The following is a 20630-nucleotide window of genomic DNA, read 5'->3' as shown; positions in this document are numbered from 1 at the left end:
CACTTTTGGGTGCTCTTTATATTTTTACCATCTTTTATTTTTCTACATAAGCATTTTCAAAGAATACAAAACCTAAAGGTGATTTCACTACACCCTTAACATAATCTTTTTGACATATGATGTTTGTATAATAGTAGATAGGGACTATTGGCATATCATTCATCAATAGATCTTCTGCTTCATGTAAAAATGCCATTCTTTTAGCTGGATCCAATTCATTTTTCGCGTTATTTAATGCTTTATCATAATCTTTATTATCATAAGCCGCATCATTATTTCCAGAAGTTGATGACCACATATCTAAAAATGTCATAGGATCTGAGTAATCTCCTATCCAGCCATGTCTTGCAATTATATAATCTTTATTATTTCTAGATTCTTGGAAGACTTTCCACTCTTCATTCTTTAACTCTACTTCTATACCTAAATTTTTTCTCCACATATCTTGGACTGCTTGAGCTATATTTTGGTGTCCTTGATTAGTATTGTAAGATAAGGGTATTGTAGGGAATCCCTTCCCTTCTGGATATCCAGCTTCAGCTAATAACTTTTTAGCTTCTTCTATATTTCCTTCTGGTTTGTAATATTCTTTGTTTTGGAAGTCTTTATCTCCGCTTTCTTTTATACCCTTAGGTACAAAACTAACTGCAGGTATTTGCTCACCTTTAGTTACATTTTCAACTATGTCTTTTCTATTTATAGCTAATGTTAAAGCTTTTCTAACTTTAGGATCTTTTAAGGCTTTAGCAGCTTCTTTATCCACTCCTTCAGCTTTATCAGATAAGTTTAAACAATAAAAATAAGTTCCAAGGCTAGGATATATCTTAGCTGTCCCATCTTTCAAAAGATTAGGTAGTTCTTGAGCTGGCGGTGATTCTATTATATCAAATTGGCCTGTCTTAAATGCTGACAATGCCGCTGTAGCTTCATCAATCATCTTATACTCTATTTTTTCTAATTTAATCTTACTCTCATTCCAATAATTTTCGTTCTTTACAAAGGTTATAGTATCTTTAGGCTTCCACTCCGACATTTTGAATGGTCCATTAGAAATATAACTACTTACTTCGTTAGACCAAGCTGTTGGATTTTTATCTACTATATCTTTTCTAACTGGGAAATAAGTAGGAAAAGCTGTTAGTGATAAAAAGTATTTTGTTGGATATTCAAGTGTAACTTTAAGGGTGCTATCATCTATAGCTTTTACCCCTATTTCATCTACAGTAGCCTTTGCCTTGCCATCTTTAGCTTCTTTACTATTATAAGATTCAGCATTTTTTAGGTAATATAACTGATAAGCATATTCTGCTGCTGTATTAGGATCCAACGCTCTCTTCCATGCATATTCGAAATCAGAAGCTTTTACTTGCTGTCCATCAGACCACTTTGCATCTTTTCTAAGATGGAATGTATATTCTAGCTCATCACTAGAAATATCCCACCTTTCAGCTACCCCAGCTATTGGAGCATCTTTATTATCTAGTTTAGTTAACCCTTCAAAGGCATTTGATAGTACAGTAGCACCATCTACTGCAGCATTCAAAGCTGGATCTAATGTTTTAGGATCTGCACCTAGGTTATAAACTATCACCTGGTCAGTTTTCTTATTAACGCCACCTTCTTCTTTTTTAGAACAGCCCGCAAATATGGTTGAACCTACAGTAAAAGCCAGTAATAAACCTATTATCTTAGTATTCCTTTTTAACATTTCCCTTCCCCCTTTATAATAAATTTGATGCAATCCATTAAGCCTTTTTAATGTCACCTCCTAAAATTAATAATATTTAATATAGATGGCATGCAACAAAATGGTTTTTTTGGATTTCTTTTAAGTCTGGGTCTTCTTCAGAGCATATTGGTTTTGCATATTTGCATCTACCCTTGAACCTACATCCCGGTGGAGGATCTATTGGCGATGGAATTTCTCCCTTTAAAACTATCCTCTTTTGTGCTGCAGATGCTTTAGGATCAGGTATAGGTATTGCGGAAAGAAGAGCCTGAGTATAAGGATGAAGAGGATGACCATAAAGTTCATTACTTTCTCCAACTTCTACAAGTCTCCCTAAGTACATTACTCCTATATTATTAGATATATGCTTAACCATAGATAAATCGTGAGCAATAAAAAGATAGGTTAAGCCTAAATCCTTTTGTAAATCTTCTAGCATGTTTACAACTTGAGCTTGTATAGATACATCTAATGCTGAAATAGGTTCATCACAAACTATAAATTCCGGTTCTACCGCAAGAGCTCTTGCAATACCAATTCTTTGCCTTTGCCCACCCGAAAATTCGTGTGGATATCTGCTTATATGATCACTATTTAATCCAACCTTATCTAAAAGGCTTCTGATCTTATCTAACCTTTCTTTTCCTTTGCCAAGGTCATGTATATCTATGGCTTCACCTATTATATCCCCAACTGTCATTCTTGAATCTAAAGAAGCATACGGATCTTGAAATATCATTTGTAACTTTCTTCTGTAAGGCAACATCTGCCTTTGACTGTATTTAGCTAAATTTACGCCTTTGTATATTATTTCTCCTGCGGTAGCATCATAAAGTCTAACTGCAGTTCTTCCTAACGTAGTTTTCCCACAGCCTGATTCTCCTACAAGGCCTAAGGTTTCTCCCCTATTAATTTTAAAACTTACTCTATCTACAGCCTTAACATAACTTTTACTACCTAAAAAACTCCCTTTGTTAACGTGGAAGAATTTAGTTAGATTATTTACTTCTAATAAGACTTCCTTTTTCTCAGACATTTTTAATCGCCTCCCCACCAATTGGTGCCATTACTTTAATAGCGTTTGGATGATTTAACCAACAAGCCGAAGTATGATAGTGGCTAATATTAAAAAATGGTGGCCTTTTAGCTAAACATATTTTCATGGCATATTCGCATCGTGGAGCAAAAGGACACCCTAAAGGAGGTTTCAATAAATCCGGTGGTTGGCCATCAATAGGCTTTAACCTTTCTTTTAACTGTGCTTTAGGATTTGGAATACTTCTAAGCAATCCCCAAGTATACGGATGTTTTGGATGATAAAAGATATCCTCTTTACTGCCCTTTTCAATGATAAGCCCTCCATACATTACATTTATATCATCACACACATCAGCAACTACTCCAAGGTCATGAGTTATTAATATAATTGATGTATTAATCTTTTCTTTAAGATCTTTCATAAGTTCAAGTATTTGAGCTTGTATAGTTACATCAAGAGCTGTTGTAGGTTCGTCTGCAATCAGTAACTTTGGATCACACACCATAGCCATAGCTATCATAACTCTTTGTCTCATTCCACCTGAAAACTCGTGAGGATACTGAGTCATTCTTTTTTCAGGACTTGGTATTCCAACAATTGATAACATCTTTAATGCAATATTGTAAGCTTCACTTTTAGTTACTGATTTATGCTTCATCAAAGGTTCAATTACCTGTTTTCCTATGGTATAAACAGGGTTTAAGGAAGTCATTGGATCTTGAAATATCATACCTATATCATTTCCTCTTATCTTTTCCATATCCTTTTCTCTTAGTTTTATCAAATCTTTATTATCAAATATTATTTCACCATTTATAATCTTTCCATTATCAGATAAAAGTCTCATTAAGGACATCATACTTACACTTTTTCCACTACCAGATTCCCCTACTATACCTACTGCCTGACCCTTTTTCAAACTAAAAGATATGCCTCCTACAGCTTTAACCTCGCCCACGTGGGTGAAAAAGCTAGTTTTCAAGTCTCTTATTTCTAATAAGTTTTCCATATATATATCACCCCTTAATCAGCTTATTTTCTTAATTTTGGATCCAAAGCATCTCTAAGTCCATCTCCTAAAAGGTTAAAAGCTAATATAGTAAAACAGATGGCTAGTGACGGAAATATTAACTGATAAGGATATATGGTATATCCTTGAAGTGCTTCAGAAGTTAAAGTTCCCCAAGATGCTTTTGGTGCTGGAATTCCGAGTCCCACAAAGCTTAAAAAAGCCTCCGTAAATATAGCTGAAGGAATTAACAATGTTAAAGTTACAATTATAGATCCCATACTATTAGGTATTAGGTGTCTTAATAGTATACGTTTACCGTTAGCTCCTAAAACTCTAGCTGCAAGAACAAATTCTTGCTCCTTAAGCTGTAATATTTCCCCTCTTACAATACGTGCCATTGAAAGCCAATATGAAATAGCAAGAGCTACTATTATGCTTTTAAGACCAGGTCCAATAATAACCATAAGTAATATTACATATATCATCATAGGTATAGAATATATAATGTCTACAATTCTCATCATTATACTGTCTACAGTTCCCCCTACATATCCTGCAATACCGCCGTATAAAACCCCTATAACAAAATTAAGAAAAGAGGCTACATAAGCTATAGTCAAAGAATATCTAGCACCATACATAATTCTAACAAATAAATCTCTTCCAAATTGATCTGTTCCAAACCAATGAATTGAACTAGACCTTTGATTAGCCACACTAAAATCATTACTGAAATAATCAAGCTTAGAAAACATAGGTACAAAAATTGCTCCTAGTGTAATTACTATAATAAAACCTAAAGATACTATTGCAAGTTTATTTGCTTTTAGCCTTCTCCACGCATCTTGCCAATAGGTAACACTTGGCCTTACTATCTCATCTTTTATCTTCTCTTCCTCAGAAAGCTTATTAAACATCTCTATATCTATTTTTTCATTAATCTCCATATTAGTCACCCCCTAAACTATTCAGCCTTTAAATTATCAAGCTTAATCCTTGGATCTATAATTACATATAAAATATCAACAATAAAATTACATACAACTAATAAAACACTATAAAAAACTGTAACTCCTAAAAGAGTGGTATAATCCCTATTATTAATGGAATTTACGAATTCTCCACCAAGTCCCGGTATACCAAATATCCTTTCAACTACAAAACTTCCTGTAAGTATTCCAGCAACTAATGGTCCTAAATAAGTAACAATAGGTATTAATGAATTTCTTAAAGCATGCTTATATATAACAGTGTTTCTACTTAATCCTTTAGCTTTAGCTGTTCTCACATAATCTTGCTGAACTACCTCTATTAGTCTAGATCTTGTAAGCCTTGCTATAAATGCTATAGAGTATCCACCTAGTGCTATTACGGGCATTATATAATTTTTAGCACTTCCAAACCCTATTACTGGTAATATACCTAATTTAACTGAAAACACAAGTATGAGCAATGTTGCCATTACAAAGCTTGGTACAGTAACACCTAAAGTAGCTAAAATCATACAAAGATAATCTGGCCACTTACCTTGATTTAAAGCCGATATTACCCCCATATAAACCCCTAAACCCAAAGCTACTATAACTACAACAATACCTAGTTTAGCTGAGGTTGGAAATGAATAACCAATAACCCATCTGACGGTTCTACCTTCATATTTCATAGATGGACCAAGATCTCCTTTTAAAAGATTTTTCATATATATTACATACTGTGTCCCAAGAGGCTTATCCATGCCAAACTTTGCTTCTAAGTTGGCTTTAATTTGCGGCGGCACCTTTTTTTCTCCATCAAAGGGTCCTCCTGGCATTAATCTCATTAAAAAGAAAGTTAATGTAATAACAATCCAAATGGTTATAATACTTGCAAATAACCTTTTTAAAATATACTTTATCAAGATATTTCCCCCCTTCTTTAAACTTAAATTTAATGTTGATCACCCTATCATTTGTCACAATATTCAACCTTGACTTCTGAGTAATTTTATATAGTAAATACCTAAATAGTATATTAGGCTTTTCATTGATGTGCACCTAGAATAAAGGATTGTACCCTTATATTTTGAAATGTATTAATTATTCTCTACAGTATAAGTTTAATCTATAGACTTGATTTAATTTACTGATAATTGATTTGTTCTCAATCTATATCTTCATTTTTTCTAATATTACCACAGCTCATTTTTTATGTCAATTATATTTACCCTATACTTTTAAATTGTCTTAATTATATACTCACTTAATCTTAATATTATTCTATATTGTTTTATATAAACACTAAAAGTACACTTATATACATTTTATTGATATAAAATAAATAACCTTACTATCTAGAAACTAGCTCTAAAACAGCAAGGTTATTACCATTATTATAATTATCTATCTTTTAAATATCTTTAAAAATTATCTTTTAGCCATACCTCTATTAAATCTAAAGACCTTTTTAAGGTCTCCATGCTATAGGAAAACGAAACTCTTGCATAGCCTTCTCCAAGTGGTCCAAATGCTGATCCTGGAACCAAGGCCACCTTTGCCTCTTCAAGTAATCTTAAGCAAAAATCTTCACTACTTAATCCATATTTCTTTATTGAAGGAAATATATAAAAAGCTCCTTTTGGTAGATTAGTTTCAATCCCCATAGATATTAATCTATTATATACATATTCAGATCTTTCTTTAAATTCATCTCTCATAATCTTTGTATACTCCATACCCTCTTCAAACCCCTCATATACACCCCATTGTACAATGGAGGGTGCCGAAGATGCATTATATTGATGAACCTTAGTAATTTCTTTAATATATTTTTCTTTTGCGCATACATAGCCTATTCTAAGGCCTGTCATAGAAAACATTTTAGAAAATCCACTTATTAAAATAACTCTATCCAAGATATCTTCATATTGAGATATAGAATAATAATTGTCTTCAAAATTTATAGAACTATATATTTCATCAGAAATTATTATAGTGGAACTTTGCTTTAATATATCATGTAATTCTTTTAAATCTTTCTTACTTAAAACTGTACCCGTTGGATTAGATGGAAAAGATAAAACCATAGCCTTTATTTTATGCCTTTTTATTTTTTCTTTAATATCTTCTATATCTATAGATAAATCTTCTTTTAAATTGTAATAGATAACTTCCGCACCTAATATCTTTGATATAGCTTCATAGGAAGGGTAAGCTATAGATGGTATAAGTATTTTATCACCCTTATTTAGTATAGCTGTAAAAATACAAAACAACCCTTCGCTTCCTCCAGCTGTTACACAAATTTCCTCTTTATTATAATGAATATTCACTATAGATAAGTACTCACTTATCTTTTCTCTAAGTTCTGGAATTCCATTATTAGGTGTGTACGTAGTTTTATTCTCATTTAAAGCTTTTATTATACCTTCTTTTATAGGTATTGGTACAGTGAAGTCAGGTTGACCTAATGTTAAAGATATTGCCCCTTCAACTTTCGTTACCTTATCAAAAAACTTCCTTATACCTGAAACTTCAACATTTTTAAGGTTTTCATTCATGTAGATTGCCCTCTTTTCTTAGAATAATAATCATATTATATGATATAATATGATATAATCTATTATATTATATTAAGAAAAAAAATACATCAAAGTTTGAAAGGATGATTTAATTATATGAACTATGATTTAACTGACCCTTATGAAATTGCAAGATACATAAAGGAATCCAAAAAATCCACACCAGTAAAGGCTTATGTAAATGGTATTCTTGGCATATTTCCTGAAACTATAGAATGGTATGGCTCCGAGGGAATTTATATACTTTTTGGTGAAAGTGATGAGATTTCCAATTTCATATTAAACAATAAAGAAACAATTAAACACTTTAGAATGGAAAATGACCGAAGAAACTCTGCAATTCCTCTTATAAACCTTTTAGAAGTTGATGCAAGGATAGAACCAGGTGCAGTTATAAGAGATAAAGTTTCTATAGGCAAAAATTCAGTTATAATGATGGGCGCAATTATTAACATAGGCGCAGAAATAGGTGAAGGTTCTATGGTAGATATGAACGCTGTAGTAGGAGCCCGTGGAAAGCTTGGTAAAAGGGTCCATCTTGGAGCTGGAGCTATAGTGGCAGGTGTCCTAGAGCCACCAAGTAAAACCCCTTGTGAAATTGGCGATAATGTATTAATAGGTGCAAATGCTGTTATTTTAGAGGGCGTTAAAATAGGTAAAGGATCTGTAGTTGCAGCCGGTTCAGTTGTAGTTGAAGATGTTCCTGAAAATGTAGTTGTTGCAGGAACCCCTGCTAAAATTATAAAGGTTGTTGATGACAAAACTAAAGATAAGACTAAGATTTTAGATGATCTTCGTAAATAATTAATACTTATAAATAAAAATCACTGCTAAGGTAATTCTTATATGTTTACCCTAGCAGTGTTTTTTTAAACTACCTCTTCATCATGGTTTGATTCATCTTCAGGCAAGTCCTCTTTAACGACCTTCTCCATTTTAGATGTTGATACTTCATATGCTACCTTCTTTACATATTCATTTTCAGATACTTTTTTTTGATATTCCCTACTTTGAAGTCTTCCCCAAATCCTTATGTTATCCCCAACACTCAAGCTTTGGCAAAATCTTGAATTCCTACCCCAAGCTATTGTTGGTATATAGTCAGATTTATTATAGGGCCTATTAACAGCTATTAATATATCTGCTATCTCACGACCAAAAGGAGTAGTTCTATATACGGGTTCCTTACATATAAACCCATCTAGAAATATTTCATTAGGATTCTTGCTTTTCTCAAGACAAGGCTCTATATTCCTTGCAAATACCGTCAATATAAGTCTATTACATCCATCTATAAACTTATTATAAGACCTTAATTGTCCTTCTAAAGCTACCTCCTCACCAATTTCAAACTTTATGCCACCCATTAATCTTTCTGATATAGTTATAGATAAAACATCACTAGCTTCACTTAATCTTGTAGACTCTAAATAAAATATATAAAACCCTTCTCCATACATTTCATGACTAAACTCTAAATCCGAAATAATCTTTCCTTCTAAATAAATCTTATTGTTCAACATCAAATTATCCATATTAGCCCCTCTCTCCCTTTGTTTTTTATCATCTTATATAACTAAAATATTCTACAACACATACAATTATTACTATTTTCTTTAATATACACATTCATTTATATTACATGTACTCAAATCTTTTTCTTAATTATTTTACTAATTCATTAGTTTTTGAATTCCTAAACTATCAATCTTATAATTTTCTCTATATATAAGGTCACCCACCTTTACTATTTCATAATCCTTAGATTTAAAATATTGGATAATCCTTGGAATATTCTTAGGTGTATACTTTGCATCATTATGGAATAAAAGTATAGATCCAGCTTTAGTTTTATCTATAACCCTATTATATTCAACCTCAGCCCCCTCTGACTTCCAATCAATACTATCTACATCCCACTGAATGACATAATAATTAAGACCTTCCGCTGTATCAATTAAAAGGTCATTATATGCTCCACTAGGACATCTAAAAAGTTTTACATCTTCACTAGTTATATTTTTTATCTTAGCACTAGTAACTTCTAACTCTTTTATAATTCTATCTTTAGATATATTACTCATATTTGGGTGCATATTACTATGATTTCCTATTTCATGACCCCTTTTATGTATTTCTTTCACCATTTCTGCATTTTTTAAATCATAATCAATCCATCCACCTACAACAAAAAATGTGGCCTTTACATTATATTCATCTAATATATCTAGTATTTCTTCAACATTGTCCAACCCCCAGCTTATATCAAAGGTGAAAGAAATCTTTTTCTCACTGGTTTCTACAGAATATATAGGTACCTTTTTCTGCACTTTTGAATTAACTAAAGAGTTTCCATTACCTAAAGTAATATAAGTGAAAATTACTACTGTTACTAAAATCAAAGAAATCATCCCTTTCTTTATTATTTTTTTCTTAATATCCTTCTCCATATTAAACCTCCTCTACCTATTTCCATATATTAATTAATATTAATATTAACTTACATATATTCAGAAGTTTAAAATATCTTTTTAATTTTAAAATAATAAAGTGATAGGGATTTTAGATAGTTTTTATGCTATAATATATAAGTACACTTTCATTTATAAAGGGAGGGTGGGAATAGTAATGTATGAAAGCACTTTAGAACTAGCGGAAAACAAATTAATGGTGCTATATATATTGAAAAGTATAAAGATACCTATATCTAATAGTCAATTAACAGAAATGATTCTAGAAAATGGTTTTATAAACTACTTTACACTACAACAATATATAACAGAATTAATTTCATCGTCTTTTATTAGCTATGACAAAAAAAACGAGAAAAAGGTCTTGGTATTGTCTGCTAAAGGAGAAAAGGTACTATCTATGTTTCAAGATAGAATATCTCCTTCTAAAACAGAAGTAATAGAGGCTTATATAAAAGAAAGATTAGAAACCATAAAAAGAGAACTTACTCTAACCTCTAACTATACCATTGACGATAATGGTAACTTTATAGTAGACTTAAAAGCCATAGAAAACGACTTTATGCTTATGGATTTAAAAATAAATGTTACTTCAAATAAGCAAGCTATGTCACTTTGTGATAAATGGAAATCAAATTCTTCTGAAATATATAATAAAATAATGCAACTTCTTATAAACAGTTAAGTTTATACTAATGCCATTCCATTAGGTTCTTTATCTATGGTAATGGCATTTTTATTGCCATTATATATATCATATTTAATAATCATATTATTATAGTTGTCCCCTACATATAAAAATTTCTTATGTTGTAATATTCCCCTTGGTGTTCCACCTACATATACCTTTTTTATCTCCTGCATATGTTCTAAATCTAAAGCACTTATAGTTCCTTCTGAAAAGTTAGATACAAACCCTAATTTCCTTTTAAAATCTACTGACATATCTACAGGACACCTCCCTGTTTCAACGATAGCTATAGATTTACCTTTGTTTATATCTAAAATATTTATTCTTCCATTTTTATCAACCCCCATATTACTTTCACAAACTATTACCTTTTCTCCGTCCTCACTTAATATTACTTTTGTTGGATAAGTTTCAAGAAGACTTATAGTTTTTATTACTTCATTTTTATTACAGTCTATAATAGATATTTCATGTCCTTCCATATTTGCTACTGCAGCTATCCCATTACTTTTACATATATCTATACTGTGAGGCATATTTCCACAAGGAAGTTCTCTTATAACTTTCCTACTTATTAAATCAAATATAACTAAAGTATTTGATTCACCACAAAGCACATAAGCATATTCTTTAAATACCTTTAAGTCATTACAATGGGCTCCTATATAATAGTTAGCCACTTCTTTATCTTCTACAATATCCAGTATAGATATTGTGTTATTATAATTATTAGCCACTATGACATAGCTTTTCCATGGACATATTCCATGTGGTCCAACTAGTTCGTTTTGTCTTTTAATATTAATTTTTATTTCCTTTAAGTCTTTTAAACATACCTTAGAAACAGAATCAGATCCCGTATTGCATATATATAGATAATCCATAATAGAACTCCTCCTTTCTTATAATGATAGTTTCTATATCAATATCCTTATCTCATTGATATAATAGTTATTATATGTACTTTATATCAATTGGGGAGCATTCAAAAATAATTTAATTTACTAACTAATACATTAGATGTAACTTTTGAAGTTTATAATGAAATATAAAAAGATGTGGTTATATTCTCATTTAGATAATATAACCACATCTTTTTTCTTAATTTTAATAATATAATTTTCTTTATAGACTCATATTTTGTATTATCTTTCTCATATCTCCAACCATATAAAGCGACCCTGAAATTACTATAATATCGTTTGGCGATGCATATGTTAAAGCCTTTTCGTAGGCCTTTTTATAATCTTCTATTGCCTCACAATCTTCATTATACCTTTTTACATGGTCTTTTAACTCTAATGCTAGTTCTGCCCTTTTGCTATGTGGAGTTACCGTTATGACCTTTTTGCTCATAGGAGCTATGCTGCTTAACATTTCATCAACTTGCTTGTCCGCAAGAATTCCTAATATTAAAATCATATTATTGTATTTAAAATAGGTTTTTATACTCTCTTTAAGCTTTATAATTCCATCTATATTATGGGCCCCATCTATAATAACCTTGCCCTTATCATACTTTACAACTTCAAGTCTCGCTGGCCACTTAACATCTTTTAGAGCATTAATTATAGTATTATTTTTTATTTCAACATTTTCAATACTAGAAAGCTTTTCTATAACAGAAATGGCAAGTGAAGCGTTTAATATCTGATGTTGTCCTAAAAGAGATAATTCTATAAAATAAGTATCTTTGTTAGTATTTATTTCTAAAGCTTGAGTCAATGAACTTTCTTTTTCTATAACATTTATTAATTTAGCTGAATCTTCTTTAACTAATATAAGTTCCGAGCCTTCTTTTTTACATTTCTTTTTTATCACTTCTAAAGCTTCCTCATTTTGAGGATAACACACTACAGGTATTCCTTTTTTAATTATACCTGCTTTTTCTGTGGCAATTTCTGTTAGAGTTGATCCTAATATATCCATATGATCATAACTTATAGATGTTATAACTGATATTAAGGGGGTTATAACATTAGTAGAATCAAGTCTTCCTCCAAGCCCTACTTCAATTACAGCATAATCAACTTTTTCTAAATAAAAATACAAATACATAGCACAGGTTATAATCTCAAATTCTGTAGGATGCTCATAGCCTAATTTAATAACTTCATGTACTACTTTCGATAATTTTGATATTATCTTTCTTAAATTATCCTTTGAAATATTTTCTTTATTAATTTGCATTCTTTCTTCAAATTCTTCTAGGTATGGGGATGTGTACATTCCTACTTTATACCCATTTTTAAAAATCATTTCATTTATCATTGCCGTAGTAGACCCTTTTCCATTAGTGCCTGCTACATGTATACATTTTATCTTTTTATGAGGATTTCCAAGAAGTTCTAAAATTTTTTCTGTTCGTGATAATCCATAGTTGTTTCCAAACTTCGCTGTATCATCTATATAACTTCTAGCTTCTTCATAACTCATAAAATCTACTGCATTATCCCAAGTCAACTACCTCAGCTCCTTTAATCTTATGTAAGATATTTATATTAATTAAAGACCTAAGGTAAGAAAATGATTTCTCATTTTCTTACCTTTAAAAGTCTTATTAAATTTTAAAATATCTTTATAGCAATCTATAATTAAGATCTTTGTATTTTTAGTTTAAGCTTTCAATTCTAAGTAAAATAGCCTCTAACATAGATTTGTATTTTTCACCCTTAACCTTTTCTTCTTCAACTACAGATTCTGGTGCCTTAGATACAAATCTTTCATTTGAAAGTTTCTTTTTAGTTCTTTCTATTTCAGATTCAAGTTTATCCTTTTCCTTATTTAATCTTTCTAGTTCTTTTTCTTTATCAACTAAATCTAGTAAAGGTATAAATAATTCCCCACCTTTAACTACTAATGAAACTAAGTTTTCAGGAAGATTTTCCTTGTCTTTTATTATTTCAACTTCACTTACAGAAGCTAACTTTTCAAAGTAAGTCTTACCATTATCAAAGGCTTCCTTAGCTTCGTCTAATACGTAAGCAAGAACTTTAGTCTTTCTTGATCGTATAACATTCATCTCAGCTCTTACATTTCTTAAGGACCTTATACCCTCTACTATATAAGTCATTTGAGTTTCAGCCTTATCATCTGCTAAGCTTTCCTGATACTCTGGAAAGGAAGATATAGTTATAGACTCATAATCACTATCTAAGTGAATATATATCTCTTCTGTAATAAAAGGCATTACAGGATGAAGTAGTTGTAATGAAACAGTTAAAACCTTCTTTAATACATTTAATGTGGTAGCCTTTTGCTTTTTATCTTCACCATAAAGTATAGGCTTTACAAGTTCAATATACCAATCACAAAATTCTATCCATATAAAATCATATACCTTTTGAAGTGCAATTCCAAGTTCAAACTTATCCATATTTTCTGTTACTTCTTTTATAAGGGAATTCATTTTAGATAATATCCATCTGTCAGCTAAAGTATACTCTTTGGAATCTTTATATTCTTTCATTAAATCTTCATCTAAGTTCATCATAACAAATCTTGATGCATTCCAAATCTTATTTGCAAAGTTTCTTGCAGATTCAACTCTTTCAGGATAAAATCTTATATCATTTCCTGGAGCATTTCCTGTAACAAGCATAAATCTTAGTGCATCTGCACCATACTCGTCTATAACTTCTAAAGGATCTACACCATTTCCAAGAGATTTAGACATTTTCCTACCTTCTGAATCTCTTACCATACCATGGATAAACACATTTTTAAAAGGTACCTCTCCAAGGTTATGTATTCCTGAAAATACCATTCTAGCTACCCAAAAGAATATAATATCATATCCTGTAACTAATGTATCTGTAGGGTAAAAGTACTCTAAGTCTTCAGTCTTTTCTGGCCATCCAAGTGTTGAAAAAGGCCAAAGGGCTGAGCTAAACCAAGTATCTAGAACATCAGAGTCCTGCTTTAAATTATTACTTCCACATTTAGGACAGAAGCTTACAGTTTCTTCACTAACTGTTATTTCTCCACACTCACAGTACCAAACTGGAATCCTATGCCCCCACCAAAGTTGCCTTGATATACACCAATCTTGTATATTTTCCATCCAGTTATAATATGTCTTTTCAAATCTTTCTGGTATGAATTTAGTCTCCCCATCCTTTACAGCCTTTACAGCAGGCGCTGCTAAACTTTCCATCTTTACATACCACTGTTTTGATATTATAGGTTCAACAACTGTACCACATCTATCATGGAATCCTACATTGTGTACATGTTCCTTTATGTTAACTAGGTATCCTTCACTTTTTAAATCCTCTACTATAGCTTTTCTAGCTTCATATCTTTCAAGGCCCTGGTATTTTCCTCCGAACTCGTTTATATGTCCTTTATCATCCATTATCTTTATTTCTTTTAAGTTATGCCTCTTACCTACTTCGTAGTCATTAGGATCATGTGCTGGCGTTATTTTAACAGCTCCAGTTCCAAATTCCATATCTACATACTCATCAGCAATGATAGGTATTTCTCTATTTACTAAAGGTAGTAATAACATTTTACCTACTATATCATTATATCTCTCATCTCTTGGGTTTACAGCAACAGCGGTATCTCCAAGCATAGTTTCAGGCCTTGTAGTTGCTATTTCTAAAAACTTATCTGTTCCAACTAAAGGATATCTTATATGCCAGAAGTTACCTTGTTGTTCCTTATGTTCCATCTCCGCATCAGAAATAGCAGTAACACATTTTGGGCACCAGTTAGTTATTCTATTTCCTTGATATATAAGTCCTTCATTATAAAGTTTTACAAAGACATGTTTTACAGCCTTATTTAGTCTTTCATCCATGGTAAAGCTTTCTCTAGTAAAGTCTACTGAACATCCCATTTTCTTAATTTGAGATCTAATGCTATCTCTATATTCATCAGTCCATTCCCAAACCTTTTCTAAAAATGCTTCTCTACCAATTTCTTTCTTTTTGATACCCTTTTTTAATAGTTCATTTTCTACCTTAACTTCTGTTGCTATACTTGCATGGTCCTCTCCTGGAAGCCATAGAGCATTGTACCCTTGCATCCTTTTAAATCTTATAATCATATCTTGAAGTGTATTATCTAATGCGTGACCTAAATGTAACTTTCCTGTAATATTAGGTGGTGGCATTATTATGGTATAAGCCTTTTTATTAAGATCCACCTTAGGAGTAAAGTATCCTTTTTCTTCCCAATTCTTATATATCTTTTCTTCAAATTCTTTTGGACTATATTTCGTCTCTAAGTTTTTCTTTTCATCCATAATTGTATCCTCCTTTTAAATTTTAAATTTTAAATTAATATCTTTTTTAATAAATCATATCTAATTCCAACTATTTTTGAGTACAAAAAAAGAGTCTCCTCCTATAAAAGGACGAAGACTCGTGGTACCACCTTTTTTCCCATTTAGCGGTTAACTAAATGGCTCTTAAATAATAACGGCAAAGCACCGTTTTTGCTTACTAAATTTTCAGCAAAAATGCTCAAAAGCTACCTTCAAGAATAAGCAACGTAAAAGACCTTTCAACCTATGAGTCTTTCTCTCTTAAAGCACTATATTCTTTACTCCTCTTTATCACTGCAACATATTCATTTTAATAATTATATTATATTACTTATACCTCTAGTGTCAAGCTTTATAATTTATTACATTGATCTACTAGTTGTTTTTCCTCTATTTCCTTTGGTTCAATTGGTTTTTCAACATTCTTAAAAGCTACGGAAAGCATTAGTTTTATTCTATTTAGTTGGTTTACTTCGCTAGCTCCTGGATCATAATCAACAGCTACTATATTAGCTTTTGGATAGTTTGCTTTAAGTGCCTTTATCATCCCCTTACCAGTTACATGATTAGGTAGACATGCAAAAGGCTGCATACAAATTATATTTTGTGTTCCACCTTCTATAAGTTCTATCATCTCTGCTGTTAAAAACCAACCTTCTCCTGTTTGATTACCTAAAGATATTATTTTCGAAGCTTTAAAAGCTAGTTCTTTTATGTGTTTTGGAGGTTCGAATCTTTTACTTTCCCCTAATACTTCTCTTAATGTTTTTCTGTAACATTCCATAGCTTTTATAGCTGTGTTACCTAGTATCTGAGATATCTTACTTCCCGAAAGATATTTATATTTATAATCTTGATCATAGGACGAATATAAAAAGAAGTCTAATAAATCTGGCATAACAGCCTCAGCGCCCTCTCTTTCAATAAGTTCTACTACATTATTATTTGCTGAAGGATGAAACTTGACTAATATTTCACCTACAAGCCCTACCTTAGGTTTTACTATATTATTTATCTCTAAATTATCAAAGTCATATACTATATCTTTAATATTTTGCCTAAACTCTTTATGCTTCCCATTTGATACATTTACTTTAATCTTTTCCACCCATTTATTATATAATTCATTAGAAGATCCTTTGATTTTCTCATAAGGTCTCACTTTATATAAAACCCTCATTAATAAATCCCCGTAAATTATACCCATAATACTTTTATTAATTAACCCTGGGGTTAAAGAGAAACCAGGATTCTTTTCGATTCCTCCTGCATTTAGAGAAACTACAGGAACATTTGTAAATCCCGATTCTTTAAGAGCCTTTCTTAAAAATCCTATATAATTAGTTGCCCTACATCCTCCCCCTGTTTGACTTAACATAATAGATGTATTATTAATATCATATTTGCCTGACTTAAGAGCTTGTATTAACTGACCTACTACTATTATAGACGGATAACAAGCATCATTATTTATATATTTTAAACCTTCCTCAACAGCTGCATTATCCACTGTTGGTAGTACTATAAGGTTATATCCACTAGCTCTAAAAGCTGTCTCTACAAATTGAAAATGAATAGGTGACATTTCTGGTGCCAATATAGTATGATTTTTTTTCATTTCCTTTGTAAATGGTATCCTCTCTTGGGTTTCATTCTTAATTACTGGGACATATCCAGATCTTTCTCTTTCCTCCATAGAAGCTTTTAGAGATCTCAATCTTATTTTTACAGCTCCAAGGTTATTTCCTTCATCTATTTTAAGCAATGTATATATCTTGCCTTTTTTATCTAATATCTCTTGAACTTGATCTGTTGTAACTGCATCAAGTCCACATCCAAAGGAAGTTAATTGAACAAGTTCTAATGAGTCTTGTGTTGCAACAAAGCTAGCTGCTGCATATAACCTGCTATGATACATCCATTGGTCTACTACCCTTAGTGGCCTTTCTACTTCTCCTAGATGACTTACACTGTCCTCCGTAAATACCGCCATGTCATAAGTATTTATAAGTTCGGCTATACCATGGTTTATTTCTGGATCTATGTGGTAAGGCCTTCCACTTAAAACAATACCTTTTTTGCCTGTTCTTTTTATATATTCTAGTGCCTCTGCCGATTTTATTCTTATATCTTGCTTAAAATTATCCATTTCACCCCAAGCCTTGTCCACTGCGGATATAACTTCTGCATAACTTACAGAAAACTCTTTTAATTCATCGTAGAGCCTTTTCGCAAGTCGTTTTTTATTTTCAAGAGATAAAAATGGGTTTTTAAAATTTATATTCTTTTCTTTTATTACATCCATATTATTTTTTATTACTTCGCCATAAGACGTAACTATAGGGCAATTATAATGGTTATTAGCCTCTTTCACTTCATTTCTTTCGTAAGCTATACATGGATAGAATATAAAATTAATTCCTTTGTTTATAAGGCTCATAACATGTCCATGTACCAATTTTGCTGGATAACAAACAGATTCTGATGGTATAGTTTCCATTCCTAAGTCTAATATATTTTTAGAAGACCTTGGAGATAATTCCACCCTAAATTTAAGTTCTGTAAAGAATTTATGCCAAAACGGGTAATTTTCATAAACATTGAGAACCCTTGGTATTCCAACCCTTCCTCTTTTTGCTTCTTCTATCGGAAGTGATTTATAACCAAATAATCTTTTATATTTATACTCATACAAGTTAGGAAGTTCTGTACTTAAGTTCTCTTTGCCTTCTCCTCTTTCACATCTATTACCAGATATAAATCTTTCATCATTTGGGAAACTATTTATCGTAAGCAAACAATTATTTGCACAAAGTCCGCACCTTCTCATAGTACTTTCAACTTTAAAACTTAAAAGTTCTTCTTCTTTTAACAAAGTACTTTCTTCATTTTCTATATGTCTTTCCTTAGCTATTATGCAGGCTCCATAGGCTCCCATAAGGCCTGCTATATCAGGTCTTATAACTTCTCTATTAGAAATCATCTCAAAACTTCTTAAAACTGAGTCATTATAAAAGGTGCCACCTTGGACAATTATCTTTTCACCCATATCTTTAGGATCTCTAATCTTAATCACCTTAAAGATAGCATTTTTTATAACAGAATAAGAAAGCCCTGCAGAAATATCCGCTATAGTAGCACCCTCTTTTTGGGATTGTTTTACTCTAGAATTCATAAACACAGTACATCTAGAGCCTAAATCTACCGGTGCTTTTGATTGAAGTGCTTCTTTTGAAAATTCTTCTACTGTAAGCCCTAAGGATTTTGCAAAAGTTTCAATGAAAGATCCACAACCAGAAGAGCAAGCTTCATTTAGAAGTATGCTATTTATAACTCCATCCTTAACCTTTAAACATTTCATGTCTTGTCCACCAATGTCTAATATAAATTCCACTCCGGGTAGAAAATTATTTGCTGCTTTGTAGTGAGCTATAGTTTCTATCTCTCCAATGTCTATTTTAAATGCAGACTTCATTAAGCCTTCACCATATCCAGTAACTGCTGAGTTTATAATTTTAGATTGTTTTGGAATCTTACTATATATATATTTTAATATCTCCGTAATGAGCTTTAATGGATTTCCTTTATTGCTTCCATAAAAAGAATATAATATTTCTTTATCTTCTCCCATTAATACAATCTTAGTTGTTGTAGATCCTGCATCGATTCCTAAATAGCAGTTTCCTTTGTATTCAGAAAGATCTCCTCTTTTTGTAGCTACTAAGTTATGTCTTTCATAAAAGGCCCTTTTATCATCTTCATCTTTGAAAAGAGGCATTAACCTTTGGACCTCATGACTTTGATTTATATCTAATACATCTAATCCCTTTATGAGCTTAGAAAAACTAATTATTTTACATTTACCTGAATGTAAAGCTGCTCCCATAGCTACAAACAGCTGTGAGTTTTCGGGGAATATAACCTGATTATCTTCTAGCTTTAATGTTTCTTTAAATCTATCTCTTAATTCTGATAAAAAGTACAAAGGCCCACCTAAAAATGCTATATTTCCCCTTATAGGTTTACCACAGGCAAGTCCACTTATAGTTTGGTTTACTACTGCTTGGAAGATTGAAGTTGCTAAATCTTCTTTTCTAGCACCCTCATTTAAAAGTGGCTGAATGTCCGTCTTTGCAAATACCCCACACCTAGCTGCTATAGGATATATAAGTTGATGTTTTTTAGATAATTCATTCAATCCTGTAGCATCTGTTTGCAAAAGCGAAGCCATTTGATCTATGAAAGCACCAGTACCGCCTGCGCATGTTCCATTCATTCTTTGTTCTACTCCGCCTTTAAAATAGGTTATTTTTGCATCTTCTCCACCGAGTTCTATAGCTACATCAGTTTCTGGGATCAATCTTTCTACTGTTGTTGTTGATGCAACAACTTCTTGAACAAACTCTATATCTAACCACTTTGAAACTGAAAGCCCACCAGATCCTGTAACATTTATAGTAACAAAGCTATCTTTATATTCGTCTTTTATACTAGTCAAAATTTCTTTGATTGAATTCTTAATATCTGAATAGTGTCTTCTGTAATCGCCATATATTAAATTATAATTTTTATCCATAATTGCTACTTTCACTGTAGTAGATCCTACATCTAGCCCAATGTGTAATACATCCTTCATACCTACATCAACTCTTTCCTTAAATAATTATAAAACTGTATGCATACACTAAATAACTCTATCTAGAAATCATATCATTATGCAATAATCTAGTCAATTATCTCTGGGTATTATTTTCCTTTCTTTATATGTTATTTTTACTTTTATTTCTATATGATGGCATTATATTATTTATTATTTTTACTATAAATTTTATAAAGAATCTTTTCATTGTATATTAT

General features: G+C 31.3%; 14 protein-coding genes and 1 other annotated feature. Of the genes, 2 read left to right on the top strand and 12 right to left on the bottom strand.

What is annotated here, in order from left to right; translation table 11 throughout:
• Positions 1-34: 34 nt before the first annotated feature.
• The 6 genes from DY168_RS06155 to DY168_RS06130 form a co-directional block, all read right to left on the bottom strand.
• On the bottom strand, positions 35-1708 hold the full coding sequence (locus tag DY168_RS06155) for a peptide ABC transporter substrate-binding protein (protein ID WP_115640971.1): 1674 nt from the start codon (positions 1706-1708) through the stop codon (positions 35-37).
• 76 nt (positions 1709-1784) lie between these two features.
• The gene (locus DY168_RS06150; protein WP_115640970.1) at positions 1785-2765 is read right to left on the bottom strand and encodes an ABC transporter ATP-binding protein; all 981 of its coding nucleotides are present in this window, start codon (positions 2763-2765) and stop codon (positions 1785-1787) included.
• On the bottom strand, positions 2758-3777 hold the full coding sequence (locus tag DY168_RS06145; RefSeq protein ID WP_115640969.1) for an ABC transporter ATP-binding protein: 1020 nt from the start codon (positions 3775-3777) through the stop codon (positions 2758-2760). Before DY168_RS06145 ends, DY168_RS06150 begins: the two co-directional genes overlap by 8 nt.
• A gap of 23 nt (positions 3778-3800) precedes the next feature.
• Positions 3801-4727 carry an ABC transporter permease gene (locus DY168_RS06140; protein ID WP_115640968.1) on the bottom strand — a complete coding sequence of 309 codons (927 nt, stop codon included), beginning with the start codon at positions 4725-4727 and terminating at the stop codon, positions 3801-3803.
• A 17-nt stretch (positions 4728-4744) separates the two neighbouring features.
• Positions 4745-5677, bottom strand: a complete 933-nt coding sequence (locus DY168_RS06135; RefSeq protein WP_115640967.1) for an ABC transporter permease — start codon at positions 5675-5677, stop codon at positions 4745-4747.
• 498 nt (positions 5678-6175) lie between these two features.
• Positions 6176-7315, bottom strand: a complete 1140-nt coding sequence (locus DY168_RS06130) for a pyridoxal phosphate-dependent aminotransferase (protein WP_115640966.1) — start codon at positions 7313-7315, stop codon at positions 6176-6178.
• Positions 7316-7432: 117 nt separating this feature from the next.
• Between DY168_RS06130 and dapD the strand changes: the two genes are divergently transcribed.
• Entirely contained in the window at positions 7433-8140 is a 708-nt protein-coding gene (gene dapD / locus DY168_RS06125) for a 2,3,4,5-tetrahydropyridine-2,6-dicarboxylate N-acetyltransferase (RefSeq protein WP_115640965.1), read from the top strand.
• Between the two features lie 65 nt (positions 8141-8205).
• Here dapD and DY168_RS06120 read toward each other — a convergent pair whose 3' ends face one another.
• Positions 8206-8871 (bottom strand): single-stranded DNA-binding protein, encoded by a 666-nt coding sequence (locus DY168_RS06120; RefSeq protein ID WP_115640964.1) that lies wholly within the window; start codon positions 8869-8871, stop codon positions 8206-8208.
• A 138-nt stretch (positions 8872-9009) separates the two neighbouring features.
• The gene (gene pdaB / locus DY168_RS06115) at positions 9010-9774 is read right to left on the bottom strand and encodes a polysaccharide deacetylase family sporulation protein PdaB (protein WP_172556380.1); all 765 of its coding nucleotides are present in this window, start codon (positions 9772-9774) and stop codon (positions 9010-9012) included.
• Between the two features lie 190 nt (positions 9775-9964).
• Between pdaB and DY168_RS06110 the strand changes: the two genes are divergently transcribed.
• Complete coding sequence (locus tag DY168_RS06110; protein WP_115640962.1) at positions 9965-10492, top strand: DUF4364 family protein; 528 nt, start codon at positions 9965-9967, stop codon at positions 10490-10492.
• 2 nt (positions 10493-10494) lie between these two features.
• Here DY168_RS06110 and DY168_RS06105 read toward each other — a convergent pair whose 3' ends face one another.
• From DY168_RS06105 to DY168_RS06090, 4 genes are all read right to left on the bottom strand, one after another.
• A complete protein-coding gene (locus tag DY168_RS06105; protein ID WP_115640961.1) occupies positions 10495-11382 on the bottom strand; it encodes a YncE family protein in 888 nt (295 codons plus the stop codon).
• Between the two features lie 241 nt (positions 11383-11623).
• Positions 11624-12934, bottom strand: a complete 1311-nt coding sequence (locus tag DY168_RS06100; RefSeq protein WP_115642432.1) for a bifunctional folylpolyglutamate synthase/dihydrofolate synthase — start codon at positions 12932-12934, stop codon at positions 11624-11626.
• Between the two features lie 175 nt (positions 12935-13109).
• On the bottom strand, positions 13110-15752 hold the full coding sequence (locus DY168_RS06095) for a valine--tRNA ligase (RefSeq protein WP_115640960.1): 2643 nt from the start codon (positions 15750-15752) through the stop codon (positions 13110-13112).
• A 104-nt stretch (positions 15753-15856) separates the two neighbouring features.
• Positions 15857-16077, bottom strand: a binding site (T-box leader).
• A 48-nt stretch (positions 16078-16125) separates the two neighbouring features.
• Positions 16126-20409, bottom strand: a complete 4284-nt coding sequence (locus tag DY168_RS06090) for a 2-hydroxyacyl-CoA dehydratase (protein ID WP_115640959.1) — start codon at positions 20407-20409, stop codon at positions 16126-16128.
• Positions 20410-20630: the final 221 nt, after the last annotated feature.

This window comes from Clostridium putrefaciens, assembly GCF_900461105.1.
Lineage (GTDB): Bacteria > Bacillota > Clostridia > Clostridiales > Clostridiaceae > Clostridium_L > Clostridium_L putrefaciens.
Note: the sequence above shows the minus strand (reverse complement) of the source record. Positions and strands in the feature narration are given on the sequence as shown.